At 61.4% G+C, this 23,534-nt stretch carries 22 protein-coding genes; 11 read left to right on the top strand and 11 right to left on the bottom strand.

Translation table 11 applies throughout. The features are described from left to right. Nucleotides 1-342, top strand: a complete 342-nt coding sequence (locus FJ951_RS11945) for a hypothetical protein (RefSeq protein ID WP_140497365.1) — start codon at nucleotides 1-3, stop codon at nucleotides 340-342. Between the two features lie 107 nt (nucleotides 343-449). Further along, entirely contained in the window at nucleotides 450-1,820 is a 1,371-nt protein-coding gene (locus tag FJ951_RS11940; protein WP_140515190.1) for a cytochrome c, read from the top strand. Between the two features lie 53 nt (nucleotides 1,821-1,873). Here FJ951_RS11940 and FJ951_RS11935 read toward each other — a convergent pair whose 3' ends face one another. After that, a complete protein-coding gene (locus FJ951_RS11935) occupies nucleotides 1,874-2,812 on the bottom strand; it encodes a LysR family transcriptional regulator (RefSeq protein WP_140515189.1) in 939 nt (312 codons plus the stop codon). A gap of 133 nt (nucleotides 2,813-2,945) precedes the next feature. Here FJ951_RS11935 and FJ951_RS11930 point away from each other — a divergent pair, with 133 nt between their 5' ends. From FJ951_RS11930 to FJ951_RS11920, 3 genes are all read left to right on the top strand, one after another. Further along, a complete protein-coding gene (locus FJ951_RS11930) occupies nucleotides 2,946-3,158 on the top strand; it encodes a 4-oxalocrotonate tautomerase family protein (RefSeq protein WP_140515188.1) in 213 nt (70 codons plus the stop codon). Between the two features lie 33 nt (nucleotides 3,159-3,191). Further along, entirely contained in the window at nucleotides 3,192-3,932 is a 741-nt protein-coding gene (locus FJ951_RS11925) for an SDR family oxidoreductase (protein WP_140515187.1), read from the top strand. Between the two features lie 396 nt (nucleotides 3,933-4,328). Next, a complete protein-coding gene (locus FJ951_RS11920; protein ID WP_140515186.1) occupies nucleotides 4,329-5,240 on the top strand; it encodes an alpha/beta hydrolase in 912 nt (303 codons plus the stop codon). 143 nt (nucleotides 5,241-5,383) lie between these two features. Here the strand turns inward: FJ951_RS11920 and FJ951_RS11915 are convergent, their stop codons facing one another. From FJ951_RS11915 to FJ951_RS11885, 7 genes are all read right to left on the bottom strand, one after another. Further along, on the bottom strand, nucleotides 5,384-6,910 hold the full coding sequence (locus tag FJ951_RS11915; RefSeq protein ID WP_140515185.1) for a M81 family metallopeptidase: 1,527 nt from the start codon (nucleotides 6,908-6,910) through the stop codon (nucleotides 5,384-5,386). A 9-nt stretch (nucleotides 6,911-6,919) separates the two neighbouring features. Next, nucleotides 6,920-7,870, bottom strand: coding sequence for an ATP-binding cassette domain-containing protein (locus FJ951_RS11910; RefSeq protein ID WP_140515184.1), 951 nt, complete (start codon nucleotides 7,868-7,870; stop codon nucleotides 6,920-6,922). Continuing rightward, a complete protein-coding gene (locus tag FJ951_RS11905) occupies nucleotides 7,867-8,784 on the bottom strand; it encodes an ABC transporter ATP-binding protein (protein WP_140515183.1) in 918 nt (305 codons plus the stop codon). The genes FJ951_RS11910 and FJ951_RS11905 overlap by 4 nt, the downstream gene beginning before the upstream one ends. Next, on the bottom strand, nucleotides 8,781-9,602 hold the full coding sequence (locus FJ951_RS11900) for an ABC transporter permease (protein ID WP_140497347.1): 822 nt from the start codon (nucleotides 9,600-9,602) through the stop codon (nucleotides 8,781-8,783). Before FJ951_RS11900 ends, FJ951_RS11905 begins: the two co-directional genes overlap by 4 nt. A gap of 3 nt (nucleotides 9,603-9,605) precedes the next feature. Then, nucleotides 9,606-10,541 carry an ABC transporter permease gene (locus FJ951_RS11895; RefSeq protein WP_140497345.1) on the bottom strand — a complete coding sequence of 312 codons (936 nt, stop codon included), beginning with the start codon at nucleotides 10,539-10,541 and terminating at the stop codon, nucleotides 9,606-9,608. Nucleotides 10,542-10,652: 111 nt separating this feature from the next. Beyond that, nucleotides 10,653-12,245, bottom strand: coding sequence for an ABC transporter substrate-binding protein (locus FJ951_RS11890; RefSeq protein ID WP_140515182.1), 1,593 nt, complete (start codon nucleotides 12,243-12,245; stop codon nucleotides 10,653-10,655). Between the two features lie 67 nt (nucleotides 12,246-12,312). Next, nucleotides 12,313-13,938, bottom strand: coding sequence for an amidohydrolase (locus FJ951_RS11885; protein WP_140515181.1), 1,626 nt, complete (start codon nucleotides 13,936-13,938; stop codon nucleotides 12,313-12,315). Nucleotides 13,939-14,231: 293 nt separating this feature from the next. Between FJ951_RS11885 and FJ951_RS11880 the strand changes: the two genes are divergently transcribed. Beyond that, entirely contained in the window at nucleotides 14,232-15,212 is a 981-nt protein-coding gene (locus FJ951_RS11880; RefSeq protein WP_140497338.1) for a LysR family transcriptional regulator, read from the top strand. Here FJ951_RS11880 and FJ951_RS11875 read toward each other — a convergent pair. Genes FJ951_RS11875 through FJ951_RS11865 form a run of 3 tightly spaced genes read right to left on the bottom strand, consistent with a single transcriptional unit; the run spans nucleotide 15,199 to nucleotide 17,937 of the window. Beyond that, on the bottom strand, nucleotides 15,199-15,999 hold the full coding sequence (locus tag FJ951_RS11875) for a M55 family metallopeptidase (RefSeq protein ID WP_140515180.1): 801 nt from the start codon (nucleotides 15,997-15,999) through the stop codon (nucleotides 15,199-15,201). The two genes, FJ951_RS11880 and FJ951_RS11875, sit on opposite strands and share 14 nt — an antisense overlap. 2 nt (nucleotides 16,000-16,001) lie before the next feature. After that, complete coding sequence (locus FJ951_RS11870; protein WP_140515179.1) at nucleotides 16,002-17,030, bottom strand: P1 family peptidase; 1,029 nt, start codon at nucleotides 17,028-17,030, stop codon at nucleotides 16,002-16,004. 16 nt (nucleotides 17,031-17,046) lie between these two features. After that, entirely contained in the window at nucleotides 17,047-17,937 is an 891-nt protein-coding gene (locus FJ951_RS11865) for a D-amino-acid transaminase (protein ID WP_140498074.1), read from the bottom strand. 261 nt (nucleotides 17,938-18,198) lie between these two features. Here FJ951_RS11865 and FJ951_RS11860 point away from each other — a divergent pair, with 261 nt between their 5' ends. The 5 genes from FJ951_RS11860 to FJ951_RS11840 all read left to right on the top strand — a co-directional run bounded on the left by FJ951_RS11860 (nucleotide 18,199) and on the right by FJ951_RS11840 (nucleotide 23,490). After that, complete coding sequence (locus FJ951_RS11860; RefSeq protein WP_210239498.1) at nucleotides 18,199-18,516, top strand: metalloregulator ArsR/SmtB family transcription factor; 318 nt, start codon at nucleotides 18,199-18,201, stop codon at nucleotides 18,514-18,516. After that, complete coding sequence (locus FJ951_RS11855) at nucleotides 18,513-19,001, top strand: SRPBCC family protein (protein WP_140515178.1); 489 nt, start codon at nucleotides 18,513-18,515, stop codon at nucleotides 18,999-19,001. The genes FJ951_RS11860 and FJ951_RS11855 overlap by 4 nt, the downstream gene beginning before the upstream one ends. Before the next feature lie 75 nt (nucleotides 19,002-19,076). After that, a complete protein-coding gene (locus tag FJ951_RS11850; RefSeq protein WP_140515177.1) occupies nucleotides 19,077-19,490 on the top strand; it encodes an MAPEG family protein in 414 nt (137 codons plus the stop codon). A gap of 378 nt (nucleotides 19,491-19,868) precedes the next feature. Then, nucleotides 19,869-21,317, top strand: coding sequence for a TolC family protein (locus tag FJ951_RS11845; protein WP_140515176.1), 1,449 nt, complete (start codon nucleotides 19,869-19,871; stop codon nucleotides 21,315-21,317). Nucleotides 21,318-21,357: 40 nt separating this feature from the next. Continuing rightward, entirely contained in the window at nucleotides 21,358-23,490 is a 2,133-nt protein-coding gene (locus tag FJ951_RS11840; protein ID WP_140515175.1) for a type I secretion system permease/ATPase, read from the top strand. Nucleotides 23,491-23,534: the final 44 nt, after the last annotated feature.

The following is a 23,534-nucleotide window of genomic DNA, read 5'->3' as shown; positions in this document are numbered from 1 at the left end:
ATGCAGGCGATCCGCACGGGCGTTTCCTGGGCAGGCATGGCCACCGGACCAACGGCGTGGGCGATATCGCTGCAGCTCGACTATTCAATCGCATATTGGCAATGCGACGCCGGGTTTCGGCCCACTGTTCTGTTCTCGCTGACAGGCGCCGCCGTCGCGGCGCTGGGCGTCCTGTCGTCATGGCGCGCCGTTCATGATCCAGGGCACGGCACGAGCCCGCCCCTGAAGGCGCGCACGCGCGCGTTTCTGGCCAGGACTTCGGTAGGCATCGGGGCCCTGTTCACGCTCGTCATGCTGGCGCAAATGGCGGCCGGATTGATCTTCAGCGGATGCGAACTGTGACTGTGCAGCGGAGCCGGCGAGCGGTCATCCGCCATGGGCAGTGTTTGCGGTGGCCTGCTGCGAGCGTTCCGTTCCTCGCCGTTCTCCTACGTGTAGTCGCGGCCGTCATGGCGTCGCTGGCGCCTGGCACGCCGCTGCGGGCGAACGAGATCCAGAAAGGCGAATATCTTGCCCGAGCCGCCGATTGCGTCGGCTGCCACACGTCCAATCCGAGCCGGCCTTTCGCCGGAGGCTATCGGGTGCCGACGCCGTTCGGCGATGTCTATTCCACCAACATCACACCGGACCTCGACACAGGCATCGGGCGCTATTCCGCCGACGAATTCGTGCGAGCCGTGCAGAAAGGCGTCAGACGCGACGGGGCCGATCTCTATCCCGCCATGCCATATGACAGCTTCGTCGGGATGAACCGCGAGGATGTGCTCGCGATCCGAGCCTACCTGCTCACGACCGCGCCGATTTCTCAGCCGCCGCCGCCAAACATACTGCCCTTTCCATTTAACCAGCGCTGGACGCTCTGGTTGTGGAAACTTGCCAACCTCCACGCCGGCGGCTTCGGACCAGATCCAAGCCGAACCGGCGCATGGAACAGGGGCGCCTACCTGGTGGAGGTGCTTGGCCACTGCGGCGCCTGCCACACTCCAAGGAATACGACGTTCGGCATGGATGAAGATCGCAAGCTTGCCGGCGGCAGCGCCGGTATCTGGCAGGCGTTCAACATCAGCGGCGACAAGATCGCGGGCATAGGCGGCTGGAGCGATGAGGAGCTGTTTCGGTTTCTCAAGACCGGCGCCATGCCTGGAAAGGCATATGCGGGCGGTCCGATGGCGGAAACGGTCATGAACAGTCTGCAATATCTTTCGGACGACGACATTCATGCCATCGTCGCCTATCTCAGGACCGTGCCCGCCCAATCGGGAGACGAGAAGCGGCCGCGCTTCGCGTGGACCAATCCGCCCGCAGCCGCCCGCGATGCCGGGACGAAGACCAGCGTGGAGGGCAGCGGGGTCGCGGTGGGCGACGATCTCTACCGGTCGCTCTGCTCGGGATGTCATGGCCTGAATGGAGGCGGATCGGCGGATGGCACCTATCCATCACTGACCAACAACAGCACTCTCGGCGTAACCTCGCCTGAGAATGTCGTCATGACCATCCTTGAAGGCGTCAAGGCAGGCGGCGTCGCGGGCCGCAAATCGATGGCGGCCTTTGACGGCTGGCTGGACGACGGCCAGGTGGCGGCCCTTGCAAACTATGTGACAGCGCGCTTCGGAAACCCGCAAGTCAGCGTCACGGCAGCCGATGTGCGCCAGATGCGGGCAGGCTCGACGACAGAGCAGACGGTGCTGGTTCTGGCGGCCCAGGCGCTGGTGGCGGGCGGCATCGTATTTGCGCTTGGTCTGGCGCTTCTGCTCGCCAGACGCCTTCGCCTGAGAATGCACCAGAAGCATCTCACATTCATGCATAGGGACGGGCGATGAGACGGCGTGCCGAAGCGTGGCGTATCCGTTCGGCGTTTCCGGGATGAACTGCTTCAGTTTGGCATCTCGACCGAGCCCTTCTGAGAGGAACTCCCGGCAGCGCCGCGAGGGGCGCGAAAGACGTCCGCCAGCCAATCGATGAACACCCTGATCCGCGAAGACAGATGGCGGCTCTGGGGATAGAGCACGGATACGGGTATCGGCGGGGGTGGAAAAGTTTCCAGTACCGGAACCAACTGTCCGGCGGCGATCTGATGCTCTACGCGATAACGCGGGACCTGTATCAACCCGAGCCCGGCGACGCCGGAGGCCGTGTAGATTTCGGCGCCCCGGACGACGATATCGTAGGGTAGTGGAACCTCCCTTGCCGCGCCGTCCATCTCGAATTCCAGCGGGTACGGCTGCCCTGTCGCGGAGGCGGTATAGGCAACCATGTGATGGCCGCCGAGATCATCCGGTGTCGAAGGGACGCCGTAACGTTCAAGATAGGCTGGGCTCGCCAGGGTGAGTTGCTCGAATGCGGTTATTCGGCGACCGATCAGAGACGAGTCGGACAGCTCGCCGGCTCGCACGACGCAATCGACGCCTTCAGTGATGAGGTCGACCATCCGGTCGCCTTCGCTGAGGCTGAGCGAGATGCCGGGATAGCGCGTGATGAACTCGGGCAAGGCGGGCATGACGAAAAACCGCGCGATGGTCCCCTGCATATCCACACGAAGCGGACCCTTGGGTTCAGCATTCCTGAAGACGCTCTCCACCTCATCCAGGTCCGCAAGGAGCCGGATGCAGCGTTCATGGTAGAGTGCGCCATCGAGCGTCGGCCTCACATTTCGGGTTGTCCGTTCGAGGAGCCGAACGCCGAGATCCGCTTCCAGGCGCTGAATCGCATGGGTGGCGGTGGGCCGCGGAACCTGCAGGTCCCGCGCGGCCTGAGCAAAGCTCCCACGCTCGACTATCCTGACGAAGAGCCGCATGACGTCGATGCGATCCATGACCATCTCGTAGTTGATTGTTATGGTTTTTGAAATGGTGATGTTGAAATCGGCCTTCTAGTGCTGGTTTTAAAAACGGCTACTTTCAAACCATTCAAGTCGTCAGATCAATCAACCAACGGGAGTGAAGATCATGCCCTTCGTCAATTTCAAGGTCCCCGAGGCGGCGTTGAGCCGGGCCCAGAAAGAAGAGATCATCCATCGAACCACGACGATGCTCGTGGAATATTTCTCCGAGGCCGCTCGGCCGCATACCATGGTCCTGATCGAGGAGGTCAAGGACGGCGGTTACGCCCGCGCCGACGAGGTCTTCGTGATCCCGCAGGAATATCGAGCGAAGGATTGATGTCGGCAACAACACGGCAAAGGAACAACGACAATGACCACCTCAACGAACAAAGTTGCGATCGTCACGGGAGCGTCTCGTGGCATTGGAGCGGCCATCGCCCGCCGGCTGGCGAGCGACGGCCTCACGGTCGTCGTCAACTATGCAGGCAGCGCCAAAGCGGCCGCCAAGCTGGTGGACGAGATCGAAAAGGCCGGCGGTCGGGCCACCTCCTTCCAGGCCGATGTCAGCGACCCCCAAGCCGTGAGACGGATGTTCGATTCCGCCGAAGCGGCCCATGGCGGCGTCGACGTGCTGGTGAACAATGCCGGCATCATGAAGCTCGCGCCGGTCGCTCAATTTGATGATGCGACCTTCGATCAGACCATCGCGATCAATCTCAAGGGCACGTTCAACGGCCTTCGCGAGGCGGCGAGGCGCCTGCGCGACGGCGGCCGCATCGTGAACTTCTCGACCAGCGTCGTCGGACTCTACCAGCCGACCTATGGCGTTTATGCGGCCACCAAGGCCGCGGTCGAAGCGCTCACCCACATTCTGGCGAAGGAGTTGGGATCCCGCGCCATCACGGTCAACGCGGTTGCGCCGGGGCCGGTGGCCACCGAGCTTTTTCTCGAAGGCAAGGATCAGGCTACGCTCGATCGTATCAAACAGATGAACCCGCTCGGCCGTCTGGGCGAGGTCGACGACATCGCGCGCGTCGTCTCCCTGCTGGTTGGACCGGACAGCGGCTGGATCAACGGCCAGATCGTCCGAGCGAATGGCGGGGTCATCTGAGGAATAGGATCATGAAGCAAGTCCGGCTCGGATAGGGGAAGGCTTTCCGTGAACGGGCTGCCTCGGACGGAGGTCGACAAGAGCGGCCTGATGGTCGCATGCCAAAGGAACCCGATCGCGCCGTCCTCGTTGGGCAGGGATGCAGACCCACGCGCGCTTCATCATGCCGTCAACCGCGGCCACAAATGCTCGACATCGCCTTTCTGGAGGAAGGCGCGAAGCATGACACAGCGGCTTTGCTGCTGCACGGCTGGCCTGACGACGCTACCACCTGGGTTTCTGTCGCCGAGAGATTGTCCAGGGCCGGAATTCGCACCATCGCACCATGGCTGAGAGTTTCGGTCCGACCCGCTTCCTGTCGGATTCCTCGACAAGTCTCTGGATACGGAGGACGAGATGATTGCGAACTGGACTCTGCCTGAACGCTTCATCTACCGCGGTCATGCGATCGCCTGGGGCACGCTCGGCGAGGGACAGGCTGCGATCCTCCTGCACGGCTCGCCATTTTCCTCGCTAGTGTGGCGGCGAATTGCACCGTGGCTCGCGCGGCACCGTCGGGTTTTCTATTATGATTTGCTGGGTTTCGGGCAGTCCGACAAGCCGGACGCCGACGTCCTGCATGGTCTTCAGAATGGACTTTTCGCGGCGCTGGTAAAGCACTGGGGTATAGAGCGCCCGGACGTCGTCGCGCATGACTTTGGCGGGTCTGCCGCGCTGCGCGCCCATCTCATGGACGGCATCGACTACAGCAGCCTGATGCTGATCGATCCTGTCGCAATCAGCCCGCAGGGATCCGCGCTGGTGCAGGCGGCCAAGGTGCACCAAGACGTTTTTGCCGGTCTACCAGCCTATATCCATGAAGCCGTCCTGCGCGCGTATATCGGTGCCGCAGCGAAGCACAAATTGCGCGAAGAGGAGATGCGGCTTTACCTCCAGCCTTGGCTTAGCGAGGAGGGCAAGAAGGCGTTCTGGCGCCAGGTGGCGCAGATGGACGACAAGTACAGCGAAGAGGTCGAGGACCGCTACGGTGAAATCCGCTGCCCCGTGAGCATTCTTTGGGGCGCCGAGGATGAATTTATCCCGTTGAAAGATGGTGAAGAACTCGCGCGGCGCATCCCAAACGCTCCATTCATTGTCGTACCGGATGCGAAGCATCTTGTTCAGGAGGACGCGCCAGAGGCTATCACCGCAGCCGTTCTCGACTTCTGGCACCGGGACGGCGCGCGTCACGATGCAGCGCGGACGCCGCCGTTTTCCGAGCCTCGAAGAACGGCCCGGGCAGGCCCGCAGGCCGGAGCGAATAGATGAGCTGAAGCGTATCGGCGATGTCTGTGACTTGACGGTCGATGATCGATCGCACCGCCGTCGCCACGCAGGGCCTGCGAAGAGTGCGCTCGCTGTCAGCATTCGCATCCAGGAAGGGGCCGTCTGCACTGGCCCGCTTTGGTAATTTAGAATGTGTCGACCAAGGGACGAACGAAGCGCTCGAAATCCTTGTCGAGCGGCCAGAGCGGGCGCGGCGCGTGGATATAGGGGCGCCGCTCTGCCCGCGGCGTTGCCAGCGCGCCTGCATCGCAGACGATGACCTTGCCCGATATCGGCTCGAATGCCGCCCGGAAATGCTGCATCGATTTCAGGACCAACACGCGGCGAGCCGTCGGTTCTATCCCGAAAGCGCGCAATTGCTGAAGGTCGACCATCTGCTGCGCTTCTGAAACGACCAGGACTTCGATCCCGTCGACGTCGATTACGGCGGTGGGGCCGAAACTATGGGTGAGCCCGCCCTGAATCGGTCCGTCGCCGACATAGGCGCCGTCCGAAAGCCTAGTCAGCACACCCGTCACCGTCAGCGGGCCGCCGCCGAAGTTGGCGTCGCCCTTGCCGCCAATCGTCACCGTCACGGTTTCGCCTTGCCGGTGACGGTGCAATTCATTTGCCGCTTGAGGATCGATCATCGGCGCGAGTACCGCACCCTTTACTCCCGCATCAAGCAGGCCCTTCAACAGCGCGGTCGAGTCGCCGTAGGAACCGGCGCCGGGATTGTCGGCGTAATCGGCGATAACAAGCGGTTTGTCGCCGCGCCAGGCATGCGCCTCGGCAGCAGCCTCGTCGACCTCGATGAAAACATTGCGCTTCTTGGTCCGGCCCTGCCAGATCCTGTCCGCAAGTTCCTCTGTCACACGCATGGCGGCTGGCTTGGCGCCGGGATCACGGCTGTCATAGGTTGCGAGCACGGTGGGACCGACGCAGGACACGTCGGCGCCCGTGAAGGCTGCATTGACGGAAACCGCGAGCAAGCCCTCGGCCTCGGCCTCGCGGGCGCGGTCATAAAGGGCCAGCGTCTCGGGAATGTCGGTGCGGCCGGAATTCGCTTCGTCCAGCATCGGCACATGCGCCCTGACAGTCCGGGGCGCGATTTCACCTTTCATTGCGCGATCCAGGATACGGGCGGCATGCGCGCCGATTTTGCGCATGTCCACATGCGGATAGGTCTTGTAGGAAACAAGGATCTGCGCGTCCCGAACCATGTCTTCGGACACCATCGCATGAAGGTCGAGCGTTACCGCAACAGGAATGTCCGCTCCAAGTTCGGCCCGCAGAAGGCCCAGCAGATACCCTTCACCGTCATGGCAAAACTCCGGCACCATCGAGCCATGAAGTCCAAGAAGCACTCCATCGAGGCGGCCCTTGTTCGAACGCGCTGCCTCCAGGATAATACCGGCGATGTGGTCATAGGCGGCTTTCGTCACCCGCCCCCCGGGCACGGCATGTGCCGAAATCGCGTGGATCACGTTCCAGCCCGCCGGTTCCGCCACATCCATGAACCCAGCAAGTTCGGTGTTGGCGTTGCGGCGGGCGCGGATCGCTTCGTCGCCAAGGAGAAGCGTGTCCACCTGAAACTGCGGCAAGTCGGTGCGGAAGCGCGAGAACGTATTGCTCTCGTGCATGAATTCGCAGGTAAGGACGGTGAAGGTCATCGGCAATTCCTATTGCGCGAGGCGGACGCGATGACCGCGGCCGATCTCGACAAGCTCGCTTGGCTCGTGTTCTTCGTCGGGATCCGGACGGCGCGAAATGTCGGGCGAAAAGCGGGCGGCGTCTGGAACGAAGGCGGCATCCGGCAAGGTGCGTGCCCCGGTCAGGATCGCGTCGGGATCGGGAACCGAACCGATCAGGCGACGCGTGTAGGGATGCGTCGGGCGACTAAAAATCGAATGCCAGTCACCCTCTTCCACCACGCGGCCGAAATACATGACGGCAACCCTGTCGCTGACATGCTCGACCACGCTCAGATCGTGGGAGATCATGATGTAGCTCAAGCCCAGCGTTTCCTGCAGGTCCATCAGCAGGTTGATGATCTGCGCCTGGATGGACACGTCCAATGCCGACACCGGCTCGTCCAGCACCAGGATCTTCGGATCAAGCATCAACGCCCGCGCGATGCCGATCCGCTGGCGCTGCCCACCGGAGAATTCATGCGGATAACGGTCGGCGTGATCGGGCGTCAGGCCGACGCGGGTCAGCATCTCGGCGACGCGGTGGCTGGCCTCGCTTCCCTTGGCAATTCCATGCAGGGAAAGCTGCGAGGACAGCATGCGGCCGATGGTCTGGCGCGGATTCAGCGACGCATACGGGTCCTGAAACACCATCTGAGCGATGCGCGCGCGCTCCTTGCGGGCGGGAGCGCCAGGGCCTGTCAACGGCTTGCCCTGGAACAGGATTCTTCCCGAAGTCGGCTCCTGCAGACCCATCACGGTCAGCGCGGTGGTGGATTTTCCGCAGCCGGATTCACCGACGATGGACAGGCACTCTCCGTCGTTCAGGGTCAGATTCACGCCCTGAACGGCACGAAGCGTCCGCTTTGGCCCCAACAGCGAGCGACGCGGCAGCGGGAAATGGACGTTGAGGTCGCGGATTTCCAGAAGAGGCTGGTTCATGCGGTCGCCTCCAGACCAAGGCCGCGCGGCGTGGTCAGCGTCGGTGCGTCGCGTCCACGCTCCTCGCTGCCCACGACCTGGTCCAGTTCGGTCAGGCGGGCGCGTCCAACCAGCGTTCGCGACCCCAGGCGAGGGCGTGCCGCGAGCAGGCCTCGGGTATAGGGATGCAGCGGATTTTCGAACAGAGCCTTGGTGTCCTGCTCCTCGACGAGCCGCCCCCGGTCCATGACCCCGACGCGCCGGCACATATTGGCGATCACGCCCAAATCGTGACTGACCAGCAGCACGGCCGTTCCTTCAGCCGTGCAAAGCTCGGCAAGCAATTCCAGGACGCCTGCCTGGACCGTCACATCAAGTGCGGTGGTCGGCTCGTCCGCAATCAGCAGGTCGGGACGGCAGGCCAGTGCAATGGCGACCATGACGCGCTGGCGCATCCCTCCCGACAGTTGATGAGGGTAGGACAGGGCGCGTTCCTCGGGCGCCGGCACACGAACGCTTTCCAGCGCCTCGACGGCTTTCCTGCGCGCATCCGACCACCCGAAGCCCCTGTGAACGACGAACATTTCCGCGATCTGACGGCCAATCGCCATCAGCGGATTGAGCGCCGTCATGGGCTCTTGAAACACCATCGCCATACGGTCGCCGCGCAGACGGCGCCTGGCACGGCCGCCAAGCTTCAACACGTCCTGGCTCCGGAAGAAGATCGAGCCGCCGGTCACCTCCAGCGGGCGCTTAAGCAACCCCATCACCGAAAGGCCGGTGATGCTTTTGCCCGAACCAGATTCGCCGACAAGTCCGTAAGTTTCCCCAGGCAGGATATCGAAAGACACGCCGTGAAGGATTTCGTTCCGCTTGCCGACGCCGATGCGCAAGTCGCGGATGGACAGAACAGGATCGGGAAGAACGCCGCTCATGCCTGCCTGATCCTCATATGCGGATCCAGCATGTCGCGCAGCCCGTCACCGAGCAGATTGAAGCCAAGGACCGTGGCGAAGATTGCGAGGCCGGGGAACAGCGAGGCCCAGGGGGCGGTGCGGATCAGTTCGCGCGCATCGGTCAGCATGTTGCCCCAGCTCGGCTGCGGCGGCCGGATGCCGACGCCGAGGAAAGACAGTGCAGCTTCCGCCAGAACCGCGCCGCCGATGCCAAGCGTCGCGATGACCAGCACCGGACCGACGATATTCGGCAGTATCTGCGTGCGCATGATATTGGCGTCGCTGAAGCCGGCCGCCCTGGCGGCCTGCACGAAGCCCTGATTCTTGAGCGACAAGGTGGAGCTGCGGGCGATGCGGCAGGTCCAGGACCAGTTGGTCAGGCCCAATGCGATCAGGAGGCTTGGCAAGCCGGGTCCCAACACCGCCATGATGGCGAGCGCGAACACCAGGGATGGGATCGCCAGCATGACGTTGGTCAGCCCGTTCACCAGGTCGTCCCACCAGCCTCCGAAATAACCGGCCGAAACCCCAAGTGCCATGCCGATGCACGAGTTGATCAACTGCGAAACGAGGCCGACGGTCAGCGACACCCTGGCGCCGTAGAGGATACGGGAAAAGACGTCGCGACCCTGCCCGTCCGTGCCCAAAAGATGGTCCCAGCTCGGCGGCATTTCAGAATTCATCAGGTCGGCGTCGAATATCGGGTTGTACGGGGCAATCCAGCCGGCGCTGACCGCTGCGGCGACCACGAGCAACGCCAGCGCCAGGCCAAGGGCGAAATTGAAACGCAACCGCATGGATCAGGCCACCTTGATGCGCGGGTCGATCATGGCATAGGCGATATCGACCAGCATGTTGATGACAAGGAACCACAACACGATCACGATGACCGTACCCTGAACCACGGGAATGTCGCGTGCCGACACGCTGTCGACCAGAAGCGACCCGATCCCTGGCCAGGAAAACAGTTTCTCGATCACGATCGCCTGCCCCATCAGCGAACCGATCTGAAGGCCAAGCGTGGTCAGGATCAACACCAGCACGTTGCGGGTGACGTGACTGCGCACCAGACGCGGTTCGGTCAACCCTTTGGCTCGCGCCGTTCGCACGAAATCCGCGTTCATCACGTCCAGAACGCCAGCGCGGGTGGTTCGCGCCAAGAGCGCCATCGGCGATACGCCGAGCGCGATGGCAGGCAATATGATGTAGCGGATGCCGCCGGGCTGGTAGCCGAAGCTCGGCAGCAGACCGAGCTGCAGCGCAAAGACGTACATTAGCAGCAAGCCTAGCCAGAATTCGGGAACCGACAGGCCGGAAACCGCCAGCATCATCGTGCCGGTGTCCAAAACGCTGCCGGGCTTCAGCGCGGCCAGAAATCCCAGAGGAATACCGACTGCCGCGGCAAAGCCCATCGCCGCCAGCGCCAGTTTGATCGAAGGCCAGAGCCGCGGCTCGATCACGTTCCACACCGGTTCGCGGGTGCGGTAGGAAATTCCAAGGTCGAAATGCGCCAGCCCCCACAGATAGTCCCACAGGCGGACCGGCAGAGGCTTGTCCAGCCCGAACTGCTCGTTCAGATGCGCCATCACATCGGCATTCGTGGCGTTGCGCCCCTCCGACATCAGGCTCGATATGAAGCTGCCGGGGACGACGCTGAATATCACGAAAATGATCAGCACGACCGCCAGCAGGGTCGGGATCATCTGCAGCGTGCGACGAAAGATGAAGCGCGACATCCGCGAATCCTGCCTTTCAACAACTGGGCGCCATGCGGCGGGCGAGGAGTGGGCGCCATGCGGTGGGCGGGGCCGTACAAACCGGTCCCGCCCGCCAGCCATGCCATCGCGCTACTTGCGTGACGCGGGTGCGCTGTCGTCGATCCAGATGTCCTCGTAATCCTGGATAGCCAGTTCCGCGCCGTTCGGCTTCAGCCCGTGGACCCATGGCTGGTAGGCCATGACGGCCTTGTTGTAATTGAAGAACCAGACCGGAGCCTCGTCCTGCAGCAGGTTGTTGGCTTGCCTCAGAAGATCGTTCTGTTTGGCCGGATCGGTTTCGTTGCCTGCCTGCTCGATCAGCTTGTCGAAGTCGGCATTGTTGAACTTGACGTAGTTGCAGGCGGTTTGCGATGTCTTCGAATAGAAGCAGTTCAGATATTTCAGCGGATCCGGGCCCGACGAGTTCGACCAGATAAAGGCATCAAAATTGTCGGACAGGATCTTGTCGGACAGGACCGAGCTTTCCACCGGGTCGGTCGTCACGGTGACACCCACCTTGGCCAGCATCGGGATGATCGCCTCGACGATCGGCAGGCCCCAGCTTTCGTTCGAGGTCGCGGTGACCGAGAACTTCAGACCGGTCTCGAACCCTGCCTCCTTCAGCAGTTCCTTGGCCTTTTCCGGATCATAGGCATAGGGCTTGGCGTCCTTGTCGAAGGCCGGCGATGAAATCGGCAGCCAGGAGACCGCGGGATAAGCCTTGTTCTTCAAGAGCTTCTCGACAATCAGGTCCTTGTTGATCGCATAATTGATCGCCTGCCGGACGCGCTTGTCCTTGAATGCCTCGACCTTCGGATTGAAGCCGATATTGCGGGTGTAGACTTCGGCCACCTCAAGGATGTGATCCTTCAGCGCCGGATCCTGGCTGTAGGCCTCATACTGCACAGGGCCGAGAACGTTGGTATCGATCTCCGCGTTGCGGAAGGCGACGTCGCGAGCCGAAGCTTCGCCCATCAGCATGATGTCGAGCTTGTCGAGATGCGGCTTGCCCTTCTCATAGTAGCCGTCGAACTTCTCCAGTTCGACCTTCGAGCCCGCGACGTAGTTGGCGAGCTTGAACGGGCCAAGGCCGTTCGGCTTGGAGGCGAGCTGATCCTCCGGATAGTCCTTGGAGTAGATCGGCGCATAGTTGGACATCAGGTTCCAGCCCGGATCGGCCAGGTTGATGAAGGTGATTTCGATGGTCCTGTCGTCGATCTTCTTCAACCCGGAAATATGATCGGCCTTGCCTGCCTGAAATTCGGCGACGCCGGCGATCTGCAACATCTGCTCGGCGCCCGGCAGGGCCTTCTTGGGATCGGCCAGACGGTTGTAGGACCAGATCACGTCATCGGCGTCGAGCTTGTCGCCATTGTGAAAGGTCGCTTCCCGGAGCTTGTAGGTATAGGTCTTGCCATCCGCCGACTTCTCTACCGTTTCGGCGAGGTCGAGCTCAGGCTTGCCGCTTTCCGGGTTCCATTTGTAGAGGGAGCGGTTGATCGCTTTGGCCACGATCTCGTCTTGCGTATGCGGTGTCGCCGTGATGTCCAGCGATGTGATGGAGTTGCCATAGGGCGCGGTGAACACCAATTTCCCCCCATCCTTCGGTGTGGCGTCCTGCGCCAGCGCGGCGGTCGCCGTTCCAAGCGCAAGCGCCGCGATCAAGCCAAGTCTGTTCAACATCCCTCAATTCCTCCCTGTGGTTCGTTGGTGATTTCCTGTCAGAGACGGGCCCAGCCGGCATTCCGCCTCAACTTCCTTCATGGACGATGCGCCCATCCAGAATTGTCATCTCACAGCGCGTTTCACGCAGGATTGTCTCCGGTGTGGCCGTCAGGAGGTCGTTGGAGAACACGGCGATGTCCGCGAGCATTCCAGGCTCCAGCCGGCCCTTCACCATTTCCGCGCCCTGGGAGTAGGCACCATGTTCGGTATAGGCGCGCAACGCCTGCTCGGGCGTCAGTATCTCGGAAGCGTCCATTACCGTGCCCTTGTGCGTCTTGCGCGTCAGCATGGCGTAGAGGTCCGGGAAGGGATTGGGCGAACAGACCGGCGAGTCGCTGCCGGTGGACGGCTTCATGCCGAGGCGATCCCAGGTTCCGATCGGATAGGAGCGCAACCCGCGCTCCGGCCCGAGAACAGAGACGTAGGCGTCGCCGAAATCATAGATGAAGGCCTGCTGCGGCGCAGGCAGGATGCCTGCCTTCAACATCCGCTGATTGATGGCATCATCGGCATAGCCGCAATGCTCGATCCGGTGCCGGTGCTTGTGATCCGGCCTGGCGGCGCGCACACGTTCATAAGCGCGCACGAGCTGGTCGATGGCGGCATCGCCAATGCCATGGCAGACCATGGTGTAGCCCATTGCGGTGTAGCGGTCGACCAGTTCGAACAATTGAGCGTCTGGCAGCATCCGGACACCGAAATTGTCAGGCTGGTCAATATATGGCTGGCGCATCCAGGCCGTGCGTCCGCCGGCCGAGCCGTCCGTGAATATCTTTACGCCGCCTATGCGGAACATGTCGCTGCCGACCCCGGTAACGAGACCCGCGGCATGGCAAGGCTCGACGATGGACGAACCGGGGTCGCCCAGAAGTGTTGCCCAGACCCGTACCGGGAGCCGGCCGCTGCGCTCGGCCTCATGATAAGCCTCGATCTCGGTCATACCGTCGATCTGGCCAGTGGCCGCGTCCATGCAGGACGTCATGCCGAACCGCAGGAGGTCACGGCCCCCCGCTTCGATAGCATCGAGTATCTCGGCGAAAGAGGGTGTCGGCTGGACGTCGTAGACGAGGTTCTGGGCGTTCTCAGCCAGCATTCCGGTCAGTTGCCCGGCCTCGCGCCCAATGACGCCACCATCCGGATCGGGCGTGTCGATATCGATTCCCGCCAGCGCCAGCGCCAGCGAATTCACGACAGTGACATGGCCGCAGGCGCGCGTGACCGAAACGGGATGATCCGGCAGGGCGGCGTCCAGCTCCTTCACGGTCGGCATCAGTGCGTCCGGATATCGGGTCTGGTCAAAACCGCGCGCGGTCACCCATGCGCCTTTGGGCGTTTCGGCGGCCCGTGCCTGCAACGCAGCCATCAGCGCGCCGCGGGTCGGCGCGGCATCGGGCGTCGCATCGACCTTGCCACGCAGGAGCCCCGTCGAGATCAGATGCAGGTGCGCATCGTTCAAACCGGGCATTGCGAAGCGCCCGGCCAGATCCACGACCCTCGTGCCCTTTCCGATCAGGGGCTTGATATCGGCGTTGGAGCCACTGGCCACGACTTGGTTGCCCAAGACCGCAATCGCCTCCGCGATCGGATTTCCGTAACCGGTCCAAATCTTGCCGCCATGCAAAACGAGATCGGCTTGGTTCTGCGAATTCATGCTGCCTTTTCTTCTCCCCGGCGTTCACGGACGTCGCCGACATAGATTTGACTTTGAGTGGCATTCCGTTTCGTGTGCGGTCAGATTCTTCTCCCGCGCTCGACGTCACGTTCCCCTGCCACCGGCTCCAGTTGCCAGCTTTTTCGTTTTGCAGACGTTGGGGCGTCGGCGATCACAAGGCCAATTCGGTTTTCGCAATCAAGCATGCAAAATTTGCATAACATTGCAATTATAATGAAATATGCTCCCATTGCGGCTGGATCAATGCTCGAACGCAGTGGAGGAGAGGCCGCGTGGAAATCAAATGGCTCGAAGATTTCGTGACGCTTGCAGAAACCTCGAGCTTTTCGCGGGCAGCCGAAATCCGCAATGTCACCCAGTCGGCCTTCAGTCGGCGCATCAAGCAGCTTGAGACGTGGCTCGGAGCACCGCTCATCAGTCGTGCCACCATGCCGGCCGAACTGACATCGGCCGGACGCAATTTTCTTCCGATGGCGCAAGACGCCATCAGGATGTTCTATTCGGTGCGCGAGTCTCTGCGCCCGCCTGCGGAACAGGGGCTTGTACGCTTTGCGGCCCTTCACACATTGACCATCACGTTCTTTCCGGTTTGGCTGCGGGAGGTGCAGCGGAACACTCGCACCTTCGGCACATCCTTCATGGCTGACAGGGGTGGCATCGAGGCGAATCTGGCTGCACTGACCGATGGCGAAACCGACTTCTTCCTGACCTATGCGCACCGTGAAGTGCCGTTTCACCTGGATCGCGACAAGTTTTCTCATCTGGCTATCGGATCGGATCGGCTCATCCCGGTCGCGGCGCCGGAACTGCGCTTCGACAAGTCGACCGTGCCCGCGGCGGGCATTCTGGACAGTCCGGAAACGGCAAAGCGAGCTTTGCCCTATCTGGGCTATGGTTACAGCTCTTTCTTTGGTGTCGCCCTCGGAAAACTGTTCTCGAAGCACTCGCCGTTCCGGCGTCAGACAGTGCATGAAAGCACAATAAGCGCCGGACTCAAGGAACTTGCGCTGACCGGCGCGGGCATCTGCTGGCTGCCAGAAAGCCTCGTCGAGAACGACATCTCCAATGGAGCCCTTGTCATCTGTTCGAATGACAGCACATGGACGCTCGATCTCGAGATACGATTGTATCGCAGCTCGGAGAAGACGCGAAGCACCATGGTAGAGGCTCTTTGGCAATCATCCAAGGCGCTGGCGCAAACGTTGAAGCCCGCCGCGCCAGCCGCGGGCACGGCGACCTTCAGCTCTTCATGAAGCGGAAGGCGCGCAGCACCTCGAAATAGTCGTTCGATGCAAAGGCGACGGCACGTGGCCCGTGCCGGCGCACTCCGGGATACCAGGAGGCGCGATAGGCATCGACGGGGTTGCTGAATTCGATGATGATCTCGACCCTTTCCGGCATTGACGGCAAAGCTTGCCGCGCCCTGTCGCGCAACGCCCTTTCAACGCCCTCGCATATTGCGCCGCGCGCCGCCGCAGGCGCCAGGGAGATGGTGGCCGCGCCGATGCCTTTGAGGGTTTCGACAGTGGCTATCCCCGGGACGAGGGCTCTGGCGTCGGCGCAAATGCCTTCGTCGCCGGAAAGAAATACCGAGCGCACGCCATAGCGCGCGGCGCACAACGCATTCAATGTGAATTCGGACGCTGTTTCGCCATTCAGGATCAGCCGCGATATTCGCAATGTCGATGTGTGTGCAAGCGGGTTGTCCTCGACGCCGGCCTTGGAATGGTAGCCGGCATAAAGCGCGGCATCGAAGCTTTCATCGATCCCGAACATCATTGCGTCCGGATGTCCCGACCAGCCCCTCACGATGCGCGCGAAAGGCGGCATGCGTTCGAGAATAAGGTTGCGCCCGCTGTCATGCGCATCCTTGATCATGATTTCGGTGGCGCCAGCGGCTCGCGCTCCTTCGCAGGCGGCCAGGACCTCCCCGGTCATCAGTTCGCGGAATTCCCTGTGGTCGGCATGCGTTCTTTCCGCCTCGTCCCAGGATTGAATGCCCGCGGTGCCTTCGATATCGGCCGAAATGAAAATCTTCATGCTCAAAGGGGCTCCTTCAGCCAGTCGGTCAACGCCGGAATCCTGCGTCTATTTCGTCCAACCACGCCTTGCGCGGCGCACAGGGCGTTCAGAACGGCCTCGACCGTGGTTTCCACAACCGCTTCGAAAACGAGGTCGATGTATCTGTCATCGACACGCGAAATCGAAATGAACGGTGAAGGCGAGACGTGCGGCAGAGGATCGGCGGTCGTGAAGGCGATGGCGATATCGCCACTGCCGTGTCCCCAATACGAACCGAGGCGGGCAATGCCGGCGCCGGCCCGGCTGGCGGCACGGTTCAATTGCCGGTCGTCAAGAGGAATATCCGTGCCGAGAATGATGATGATCGACCCGCTTTCAGGCTCGCCGAGCCCTTTGGGATCGGCTCTGCGGCCATCCGGGAGGACAAGATCCCCTGCCCTGCCGAAGTTGGACAACACCAGAGCGCCAAGCGTGAAGGCGCGAGACCCGATCTCGACAGACCTGGACGCGCTGCCGATACCCGCCTTGAAGCCAAACGACGTCATTCCGGTGCCGGCGCCGATGCTGCCCTGTTCGACCGGACCGGCGCTCGCGGCATCCAGCGCCGCTTCGGCGTCATGCCGGGTGACCGCCATTGCCTGAATATCATTGATGCCGCCGTCGTTGCATTCGCAAACGACGGGGTTGACCGTGCTGGTCTTGCGCCCGATCTCCGGGTTGGCGGCAATGGCACGCTTGATCAGCGCCTCCGCACATGGTGCGACCGAGAACGTGTTGGTCAGAAGGATCGGCGTTTCGATCGTGCACAGTTCGGACAATTGCATGAGCCCGACGGACTTGCCGAAACCGTTGATGATATCGACCGCCGCCCTGACCTTGGATCTGAACAGGTCGCCGCCATGGGGCAAGACGGCGGTGACGCCTGTCGCAAGTCCGTCGGCGATGATCGTCTTATGGCCGACCAGGACACCCGGCACGTCCGTGATCGCATTGTTCGGGCCGGGCGGCAGCCGCCCCATGCAAAGGCCTAAACGCCGTGCCGCGCCCATTTTCACATCCCACTCATCAAGCAAGGGCCGCTCTTCCGGCCGCATGCCCGTTCATCTCTGCAAAAGCTGTCTGGACGTAAATTTCCTGCAGGCGGCGTGTCAATGGACCAGGTTGGCCGTTTCCGATCCTGTGGCCGGCAATACGGATGACGGGGGTGACCAGGCTGGAGGCGGAGGTCAGGAACGCTTCCGCCGCCGAAAACGCCTCCTCTGGCGAGAACGCACGCTCTTCAAACAAAATGCCCTGGTCTTCACATAGACGCGCCACTGCTCGCCGCGTACAGCCGGGCAGGATGGCTTGAGAATTGGCGCGAGTAATGACACGGCCGTCGTGCGTAACGATGAAAGCCGTCGCCGATGCGCCCTCGGTCACCTGTCCACCCTCGACAAACCAGACATCATCGAAGCCTTTCTCGCTTGCAGCATGCTTTGCCAGAACCTGCCCCAGCAGCATGACAGTCTTTATGTCGCGCCGCGCCCAGCGCGGATCAGGCGCCAGGTCGACGGCGACGCCTTCGGCCTGAGCCTTGGTTCCTACGAGTTTGCGGGCGCTTGTGAAGGCGACCATGGTCGGCTCAAGATCATCGGGAAACAGGAAATTGCGCTTGGCTTCGCCGCGCGAAATCTGGAGATAGACCGTTCCTTCATCCAATCCGTTGAGCGAGATCAGTTCCAATTGAATGGCTTCTATCTCAGGCAGCGTCACGGGCATGGGAATACATATCTCGGCAAGCGACCGCTGGAGACGATTGAGATGGAAATCATTGTCTATCAGCCTGCCGCCCATCACGGCGGTCACCTCGTAGACCGCGTCTGCAAAGAGGAACCCCCGATCGAAGAGACCGATGCGCGCCTCGTCTTCGGGCATGTAACGCCGATTGCAATAGACTTGCGCCACTTTGGCCATCCTCGATCCCAGCATCAACTGACTGCTCGATAAATGCCAAGGCAGGTCGGCAAAGACCAATTCAAAAAATGCAATTCGGTATGCCGATACCGTCAAAGCGCAACGGGCACTCTCTGCGACGGCCGCATGATTCACGCCACGAGACGGCGCAGGTCGCTGAATGGTTTCCTTTAATCCCGCGGAGCCGGACGGGGGCTTGGACGACGCATCGTTGACCTCCCGATATTGACAGGTCGCGGCCATCGATTTAAGTTCGCGTTAGTGGCCACTAACGCGAACTACTGGACAGCGCTCGGAGATCCGACAAGGCGCACGATCTTCGAACTGCTGGTCGAACAGCCCTGTTCGGTCAGCGGACTTGCTCGTGCCCTGCCTGTAACCCGGCCGGCCGTCTCTCAGCACTTGAAGATACTCAAGGCTGCCGGGCTTGTGGCCGACACGCGCTCGGGCAAAGAACGCATATACCGTATCGATCAGGATGGGCTGGCAGGCCTGCGCGCGGAAATCGACCAGTTCTGGAGCAAGACCCTGGCGGGCTACAAATTAGCCGTCGAGTATCCAAAAAAGGACCAAGCATGAGTAAGGACCCTGCACTCGCGCCCGTAAGGCATTTCGTCGTTGTCGAGGCATCCATTGCGCGTGCCTTCAAGGTTTTCACCGAGGATTTCGGGAGATTCAAACCTCGAGAGCACAATCTTCTTGCCGTTCCGATCGCAGAAACGATCTTCGAACCCCGGGTCGGAGGGCACATTTACGACCGAGGTGTGGATGGCAGCGAGTGCCGCTGGGCTCGTGTGTTGGCCTACGATCCGCCCAGCCGGCTGGTTCTGAGCTGGGACATCAGCCCTCGGTGGCAGATCGAGACCGACCCGAACAAGACGAGCGAATGGGAGGTCCGGTTCACGGCCGAGACCGAGAACAGAACCCGAGTTGAGATCGAGCACCGGCATTTCGAGCGCCATGGGGAAGGCTGGGTAGGCGTGAGGGGTGCAGTTGATAGCGATCAGGGCTGGCCGCTCTACCTGCAACGGTTCCACGACTTGTTCAACCATCGGACAGCCTGACAACCGCGTTGCAGTTCATGGGGTATGACTCGCAAGCACCGTATCGCCCACTGAGATTCCAGGAGCAGAGACAATATGGAAGTCTATTGGTTAAGCATCCTCGGCGTGCTTACGCTTTGTTTGCTGTCGGTGGTGTTGGCAGTCTATTCCGGTTCGTCCAAGGGATTTGCAGGGGTGCTTTCAGGACCGGTAGTCCCGGCGGACGACCACAACCCGCTCTACAGGATCGACCGCGTCCACATGAACTCGGTTGAGGCGCTGGCGCCCTTTGTCGTGCCCGCGGTGCTGGCGATGATGGTTGGTGTTGGACCGACCACATTGGCGACGCTTGTGGGGCTGCACCTGGCGATACGCCTGATTCATCTGGGAATCTACCTACGTGGCGGAAACGCCGCAAAGGGAGGCAGTGTCAGGACGGTTCTGTACGTTTCGGGAGCGCTGGTTACGCTTGCCCTTATTCTTGTGACTGGATGGGCAGCACTCCATTGACGCGTTATCGGCAGTTATCGGAGGCTACATCCGTTATAGTCCGCGTCCGGCATCCCCGTTCGGCAACAGCGCCACCGTCTCGGCCCAGGCAACTTTCGGGACCATTATGCGGTTTTTTTCAAAAAGTGCCCTAGCCGCTCCAACCAAGGCATTTTTTCGTTGCAGCCGATCGGCATTCTCCCACCCCCATCGGTCCCGCTGTTATGTGTTATTTTTGCTACATGTCGCTGCTCATGACTGGGAAAACCCATTTAGAGTCGCCTAAATTAATATTCGCTCACGTATTTTCTGAATATATCGGGTAATTCGGCAATGGTGGGCCTGGGGTTGGCCCGCTTATGCGCCTTGAGGAAGGCGTTGGGGAAACGGGTGGGCTAAATGAATAGAACTGGCATGTCGGCCATAGGCAAGCGCCTTGGTCTTTTGATGGCGGCTACGATGCTGACTTGCGGGGGGGCGAACGCCCTCACGCTCAAGGAGGCCGTGGCGGTAGCGGTCGAATCCAATCCGGAGATCGGCCAGGCGATAGAAAATCGCGAAGCGATCGAGTTCGAATTGCGTCAGGCAAAGGGCCTCTATTTGCCCAGCGTCGACCTGCAGGCGTCGGCTGGCGCTCGCCGTCTCGACAATTCGTCACGGCGCGCACTCTCGATAGAGGACGACGCGCTTTATCCGGCAGAAACCGACCTGACCGTTTCGCAGACGCTCTATGACAGCGGCGCAAGGCGCGCAGAATTGAACCGCCAGGCCTCCCGCGTCGATGGCGCGTCGTTTCGAGTGCTGGAACGGTCGGAATTCATCGGCCTCTCTGTTGTCCAGGACTACCTCGAATACATGCTCCAGGCTTCGATTGTTGCCGAGGCAAAGAAAAACCTGGGCTTCCATCAAGCAATCCTCCACGACATCCAGGAAGGCATTGCCGGCGGCGGGTTGAACGAAGCCGACCGGCAACAGGCTGAGGAGCGGCTGTTCGCGGCCAAGGCCCGCATGCAGGAAGCGTCGGAGGAACTGGAGGCCGCGCGGATACGGTTTTTCAAGACTGTCGGCAAGCCGCTGACCAATGCAGCGAGGCCGGCTGACGTGTCCGGCACGCTGCCAAGGTCGCTGGACGATGCCTTGGGCCTTGCGCGCGAGAGCAACCCGCGCGTCCACATGGCCAACAGCGATATTGCCGCGGCGGCCTCGCTGGTGGACGCGGCGCGCGCGAAATACGGCCCTTCGATCATTGCCGAAGGCTCTGCCCGGGCGGGCTACGACATTGACGGCGACAATGGAGACGCATCCGATCTGCAGGCACGTCTGGTGTTGCGCTGGAATCTCTATCGGGGCGGCATCGACAAGGCCAATGAGCAGGAGCAGATCCGCCGCACCAGCGAGCAGCGGCTCGCGATGCACCAGGTTCTCCGAGAGATCGAGGAAGCCGTTCGCACGTCATGGGATCGTCGCTTCCGGCAGGCCGATCTGGCCAAGACCCTGAAGCTACAAGCAGTCTCCAACGAAAAGCTGGTCGCGTCCTATCGCGAACAGTTTAAGGTCGGTCAGCGCTCGTTGCTCGACGTGCTCGATGCGCAGAACACGCGATTCAACACCGCGACACTGGCCGACACCGCGTCCTACGCATCCCTTTTCGCGCAATATCGGCTTCTGGCGGCGACCGGGCAGTTGCTGAAAACGATGGACGTCCACCCGCCAAAACAGGCTACGGCATACGCGCGGACCGAGTTCGCCGCGCCGGAAACGGCCGACACCGAAACCTATGCGCGCACGCCCTCGGAACAGAAAAACGACGTGCCGTTCGATATTCTGGCACCGGTCAGGAAAAAATAGGCGGGCCTAAGGATCGATCGAGAGTCCCCGCGGGCGGATCGTGAACCAGCAACCCAACATCCTGTCACCGAAAGAGGCTTTCAAGGCCTGCTTTTCGGCCGTCGCCGCATATCTCGGCCGCCCCAGCGCCGAAACCGTGCTCTTTGCCGGCGTGCCGCTGGCCGAAACGCGCATCGATATCGACGCAATCCGGCATCTTGCCGAGCGCGTCGGCCTTGAAATCACCGAATTCAGCCAGCGCGACTTTGTTCGGGGGCGCATCGACCTCCCCGCGATCGTCTTTCGCGTCAGCCAGCTGCCTGTCGCGCTGCTGGCCGATGGTGAAGCCGGGGAATATTTTACAGCTCCCCAGGAGGACGGGCGCACCACGATCAGCCGGTCGGAGCTGGCCAACAGCTATATCAGCGGCGGTGCGTCCTTCTCCATCACCTACGCCAACGCGACGGAGGCCATGAGCGTCGGCTCGGCGCCGAAAATCGAGCGGCGACATTGGCTGACGGGAACGATGGGGCCGTTCTGGCGCACCTATTCGAAAGTTATCCTGTCGGCGGTGTTCATCAATCTGCTCGCCATCGCCTCGCCGATCTTCACCATGAACGTGTACGACAGGATCCTGCCGAACAAAGCGATATCGACGCTCTGGGTGCTGGCCATCGGCATCGGCGCGGTCATCCTGTTCGACCTGCTGCTAAAGACCTCCCGGGCATCGCTCATCGACTATGCCGGGCGCAAGGCGGATCTGCGCATTTCATACATGCTGTTCGAGAAGGTGCTGAACTCGTCTCTGGCGGCACGGCCGGGCTCGACGGGCGAATACGCAAATCGCGTAACCCAATATGAATTCGTGCGCGAATTCTTCACGTCCAACACCATCAGCGTGTTCATCGACACGGCTTTCGTGTTTGTTTTTCTCCTCGTCATCTATGCGATAGGCGGCTGGCTGGTCATGATACCCGCGCTGGCCTTCGTCGCGTCGGTGATCGTCGGACTGGTCACGCAGCGGCGCATCGGCAAGCGTGTGGCGGCCTCCATGAACGAGGCCTCGCAGCGCCAGGCGCTGCTGGTCGAATCCATTTCCACGCTGGAGACGATCAAGTCGCTGCGCGCCGAAGCCTACCTGTTGCGAAAATGGGGAGAGCATTCCAAAAACGCCTCCAACACCTCCGAGAAGATCAAGCAGCTTTCGGCCGCCGCCGGCAATATAACGCAGGCCATCCAGCAGCTGGTCACCGTCGCGCTGGTGGTGGCCGGCGCCTACGCCTTCTCCGAAGGACATGTCTCCACCGGAGCCATCATCGGCACCGTCATGCTGGCCAGCCGGGCTGTGGCCCCGCTCGGGCAGATCGCCATCACCTTGTCGAGATTGCGCCAGGCCATGCTCTCTTTGCGGATGGTGAATTCGATCATGGCTCAGCCGGAGGATCGTCCGGACACTGTGGGCTTCGTCAACCGGCCCATCCGCAACGGCGCCATGGTGTTCCGGAACGTCGGCTTTACCTATCCCGGCTCCGAGAACGAAGTCCTGACCGGCCTGAATTTCTCCGTGAAGCCGGGGGAGCGGATCGGCATCATCGGCCGCATAGGATCGGGAAAGACGACGATGGGGCGGCTGATCGGCAGGCTTTTCTTGCCGAGTTCCGGCGAACTGCTGCTGGACGGCATCGACATCCGTCAATACCACCCCTCCGAGATTCGGGCCGCCGTCGGCATCGTCGCGCAGGCGAACGATCTGTTTTCAGGCACCATCAAGGAAAATCTTTTGATGGCCTGTCCGGAGGCGACCGATGAGCAGATCGTCGAAGCGGCCAAGGCCGCCGGCGTCGACGATTTCGTCTCCCGCCACCCGCGCGGCTATGACATGAATGTCGGCGAGCGCGGCACCAATCTCTCGGGCGGCCAGAGACAGACGATGGCGATCGCCCGGCTGTTGCTGACGAAACCGAAAGTCGTCTTCCTGGACGAGCCGTCCGGCTCGATGGATCTGGCTTCCGAGCGTCAACTGATCAAGCAGCTCAAAGTGGCTTTCGATCGAAACACCACGCTGATCGTCTCCACGCACCGCTTCAGCATGCTCGAACTTGCCGACCGGCTTATCGTCATCGAGCAAGGCAGGATCGTTGCCGATGGACCAAAGGACCAAGTGATACAGGCGCTGCAGAAAAAAAGCACCTGAAGAACGAAAACTATCAAAGTATTCAATGCGTTGGGGCCGTGGGA

Source organism: Mesorhizobium sp. B2-2-3, assembly GCF_006442405.1.
GTDB lineage: Bacteria > Pseudomonadota > Alphaproteobacteria > Rhizobiales > Rhizobiaceae > Mesorhizobium.
This window is presented reverse-complemented; position numbering and strand designations above follow the sequence as displayed.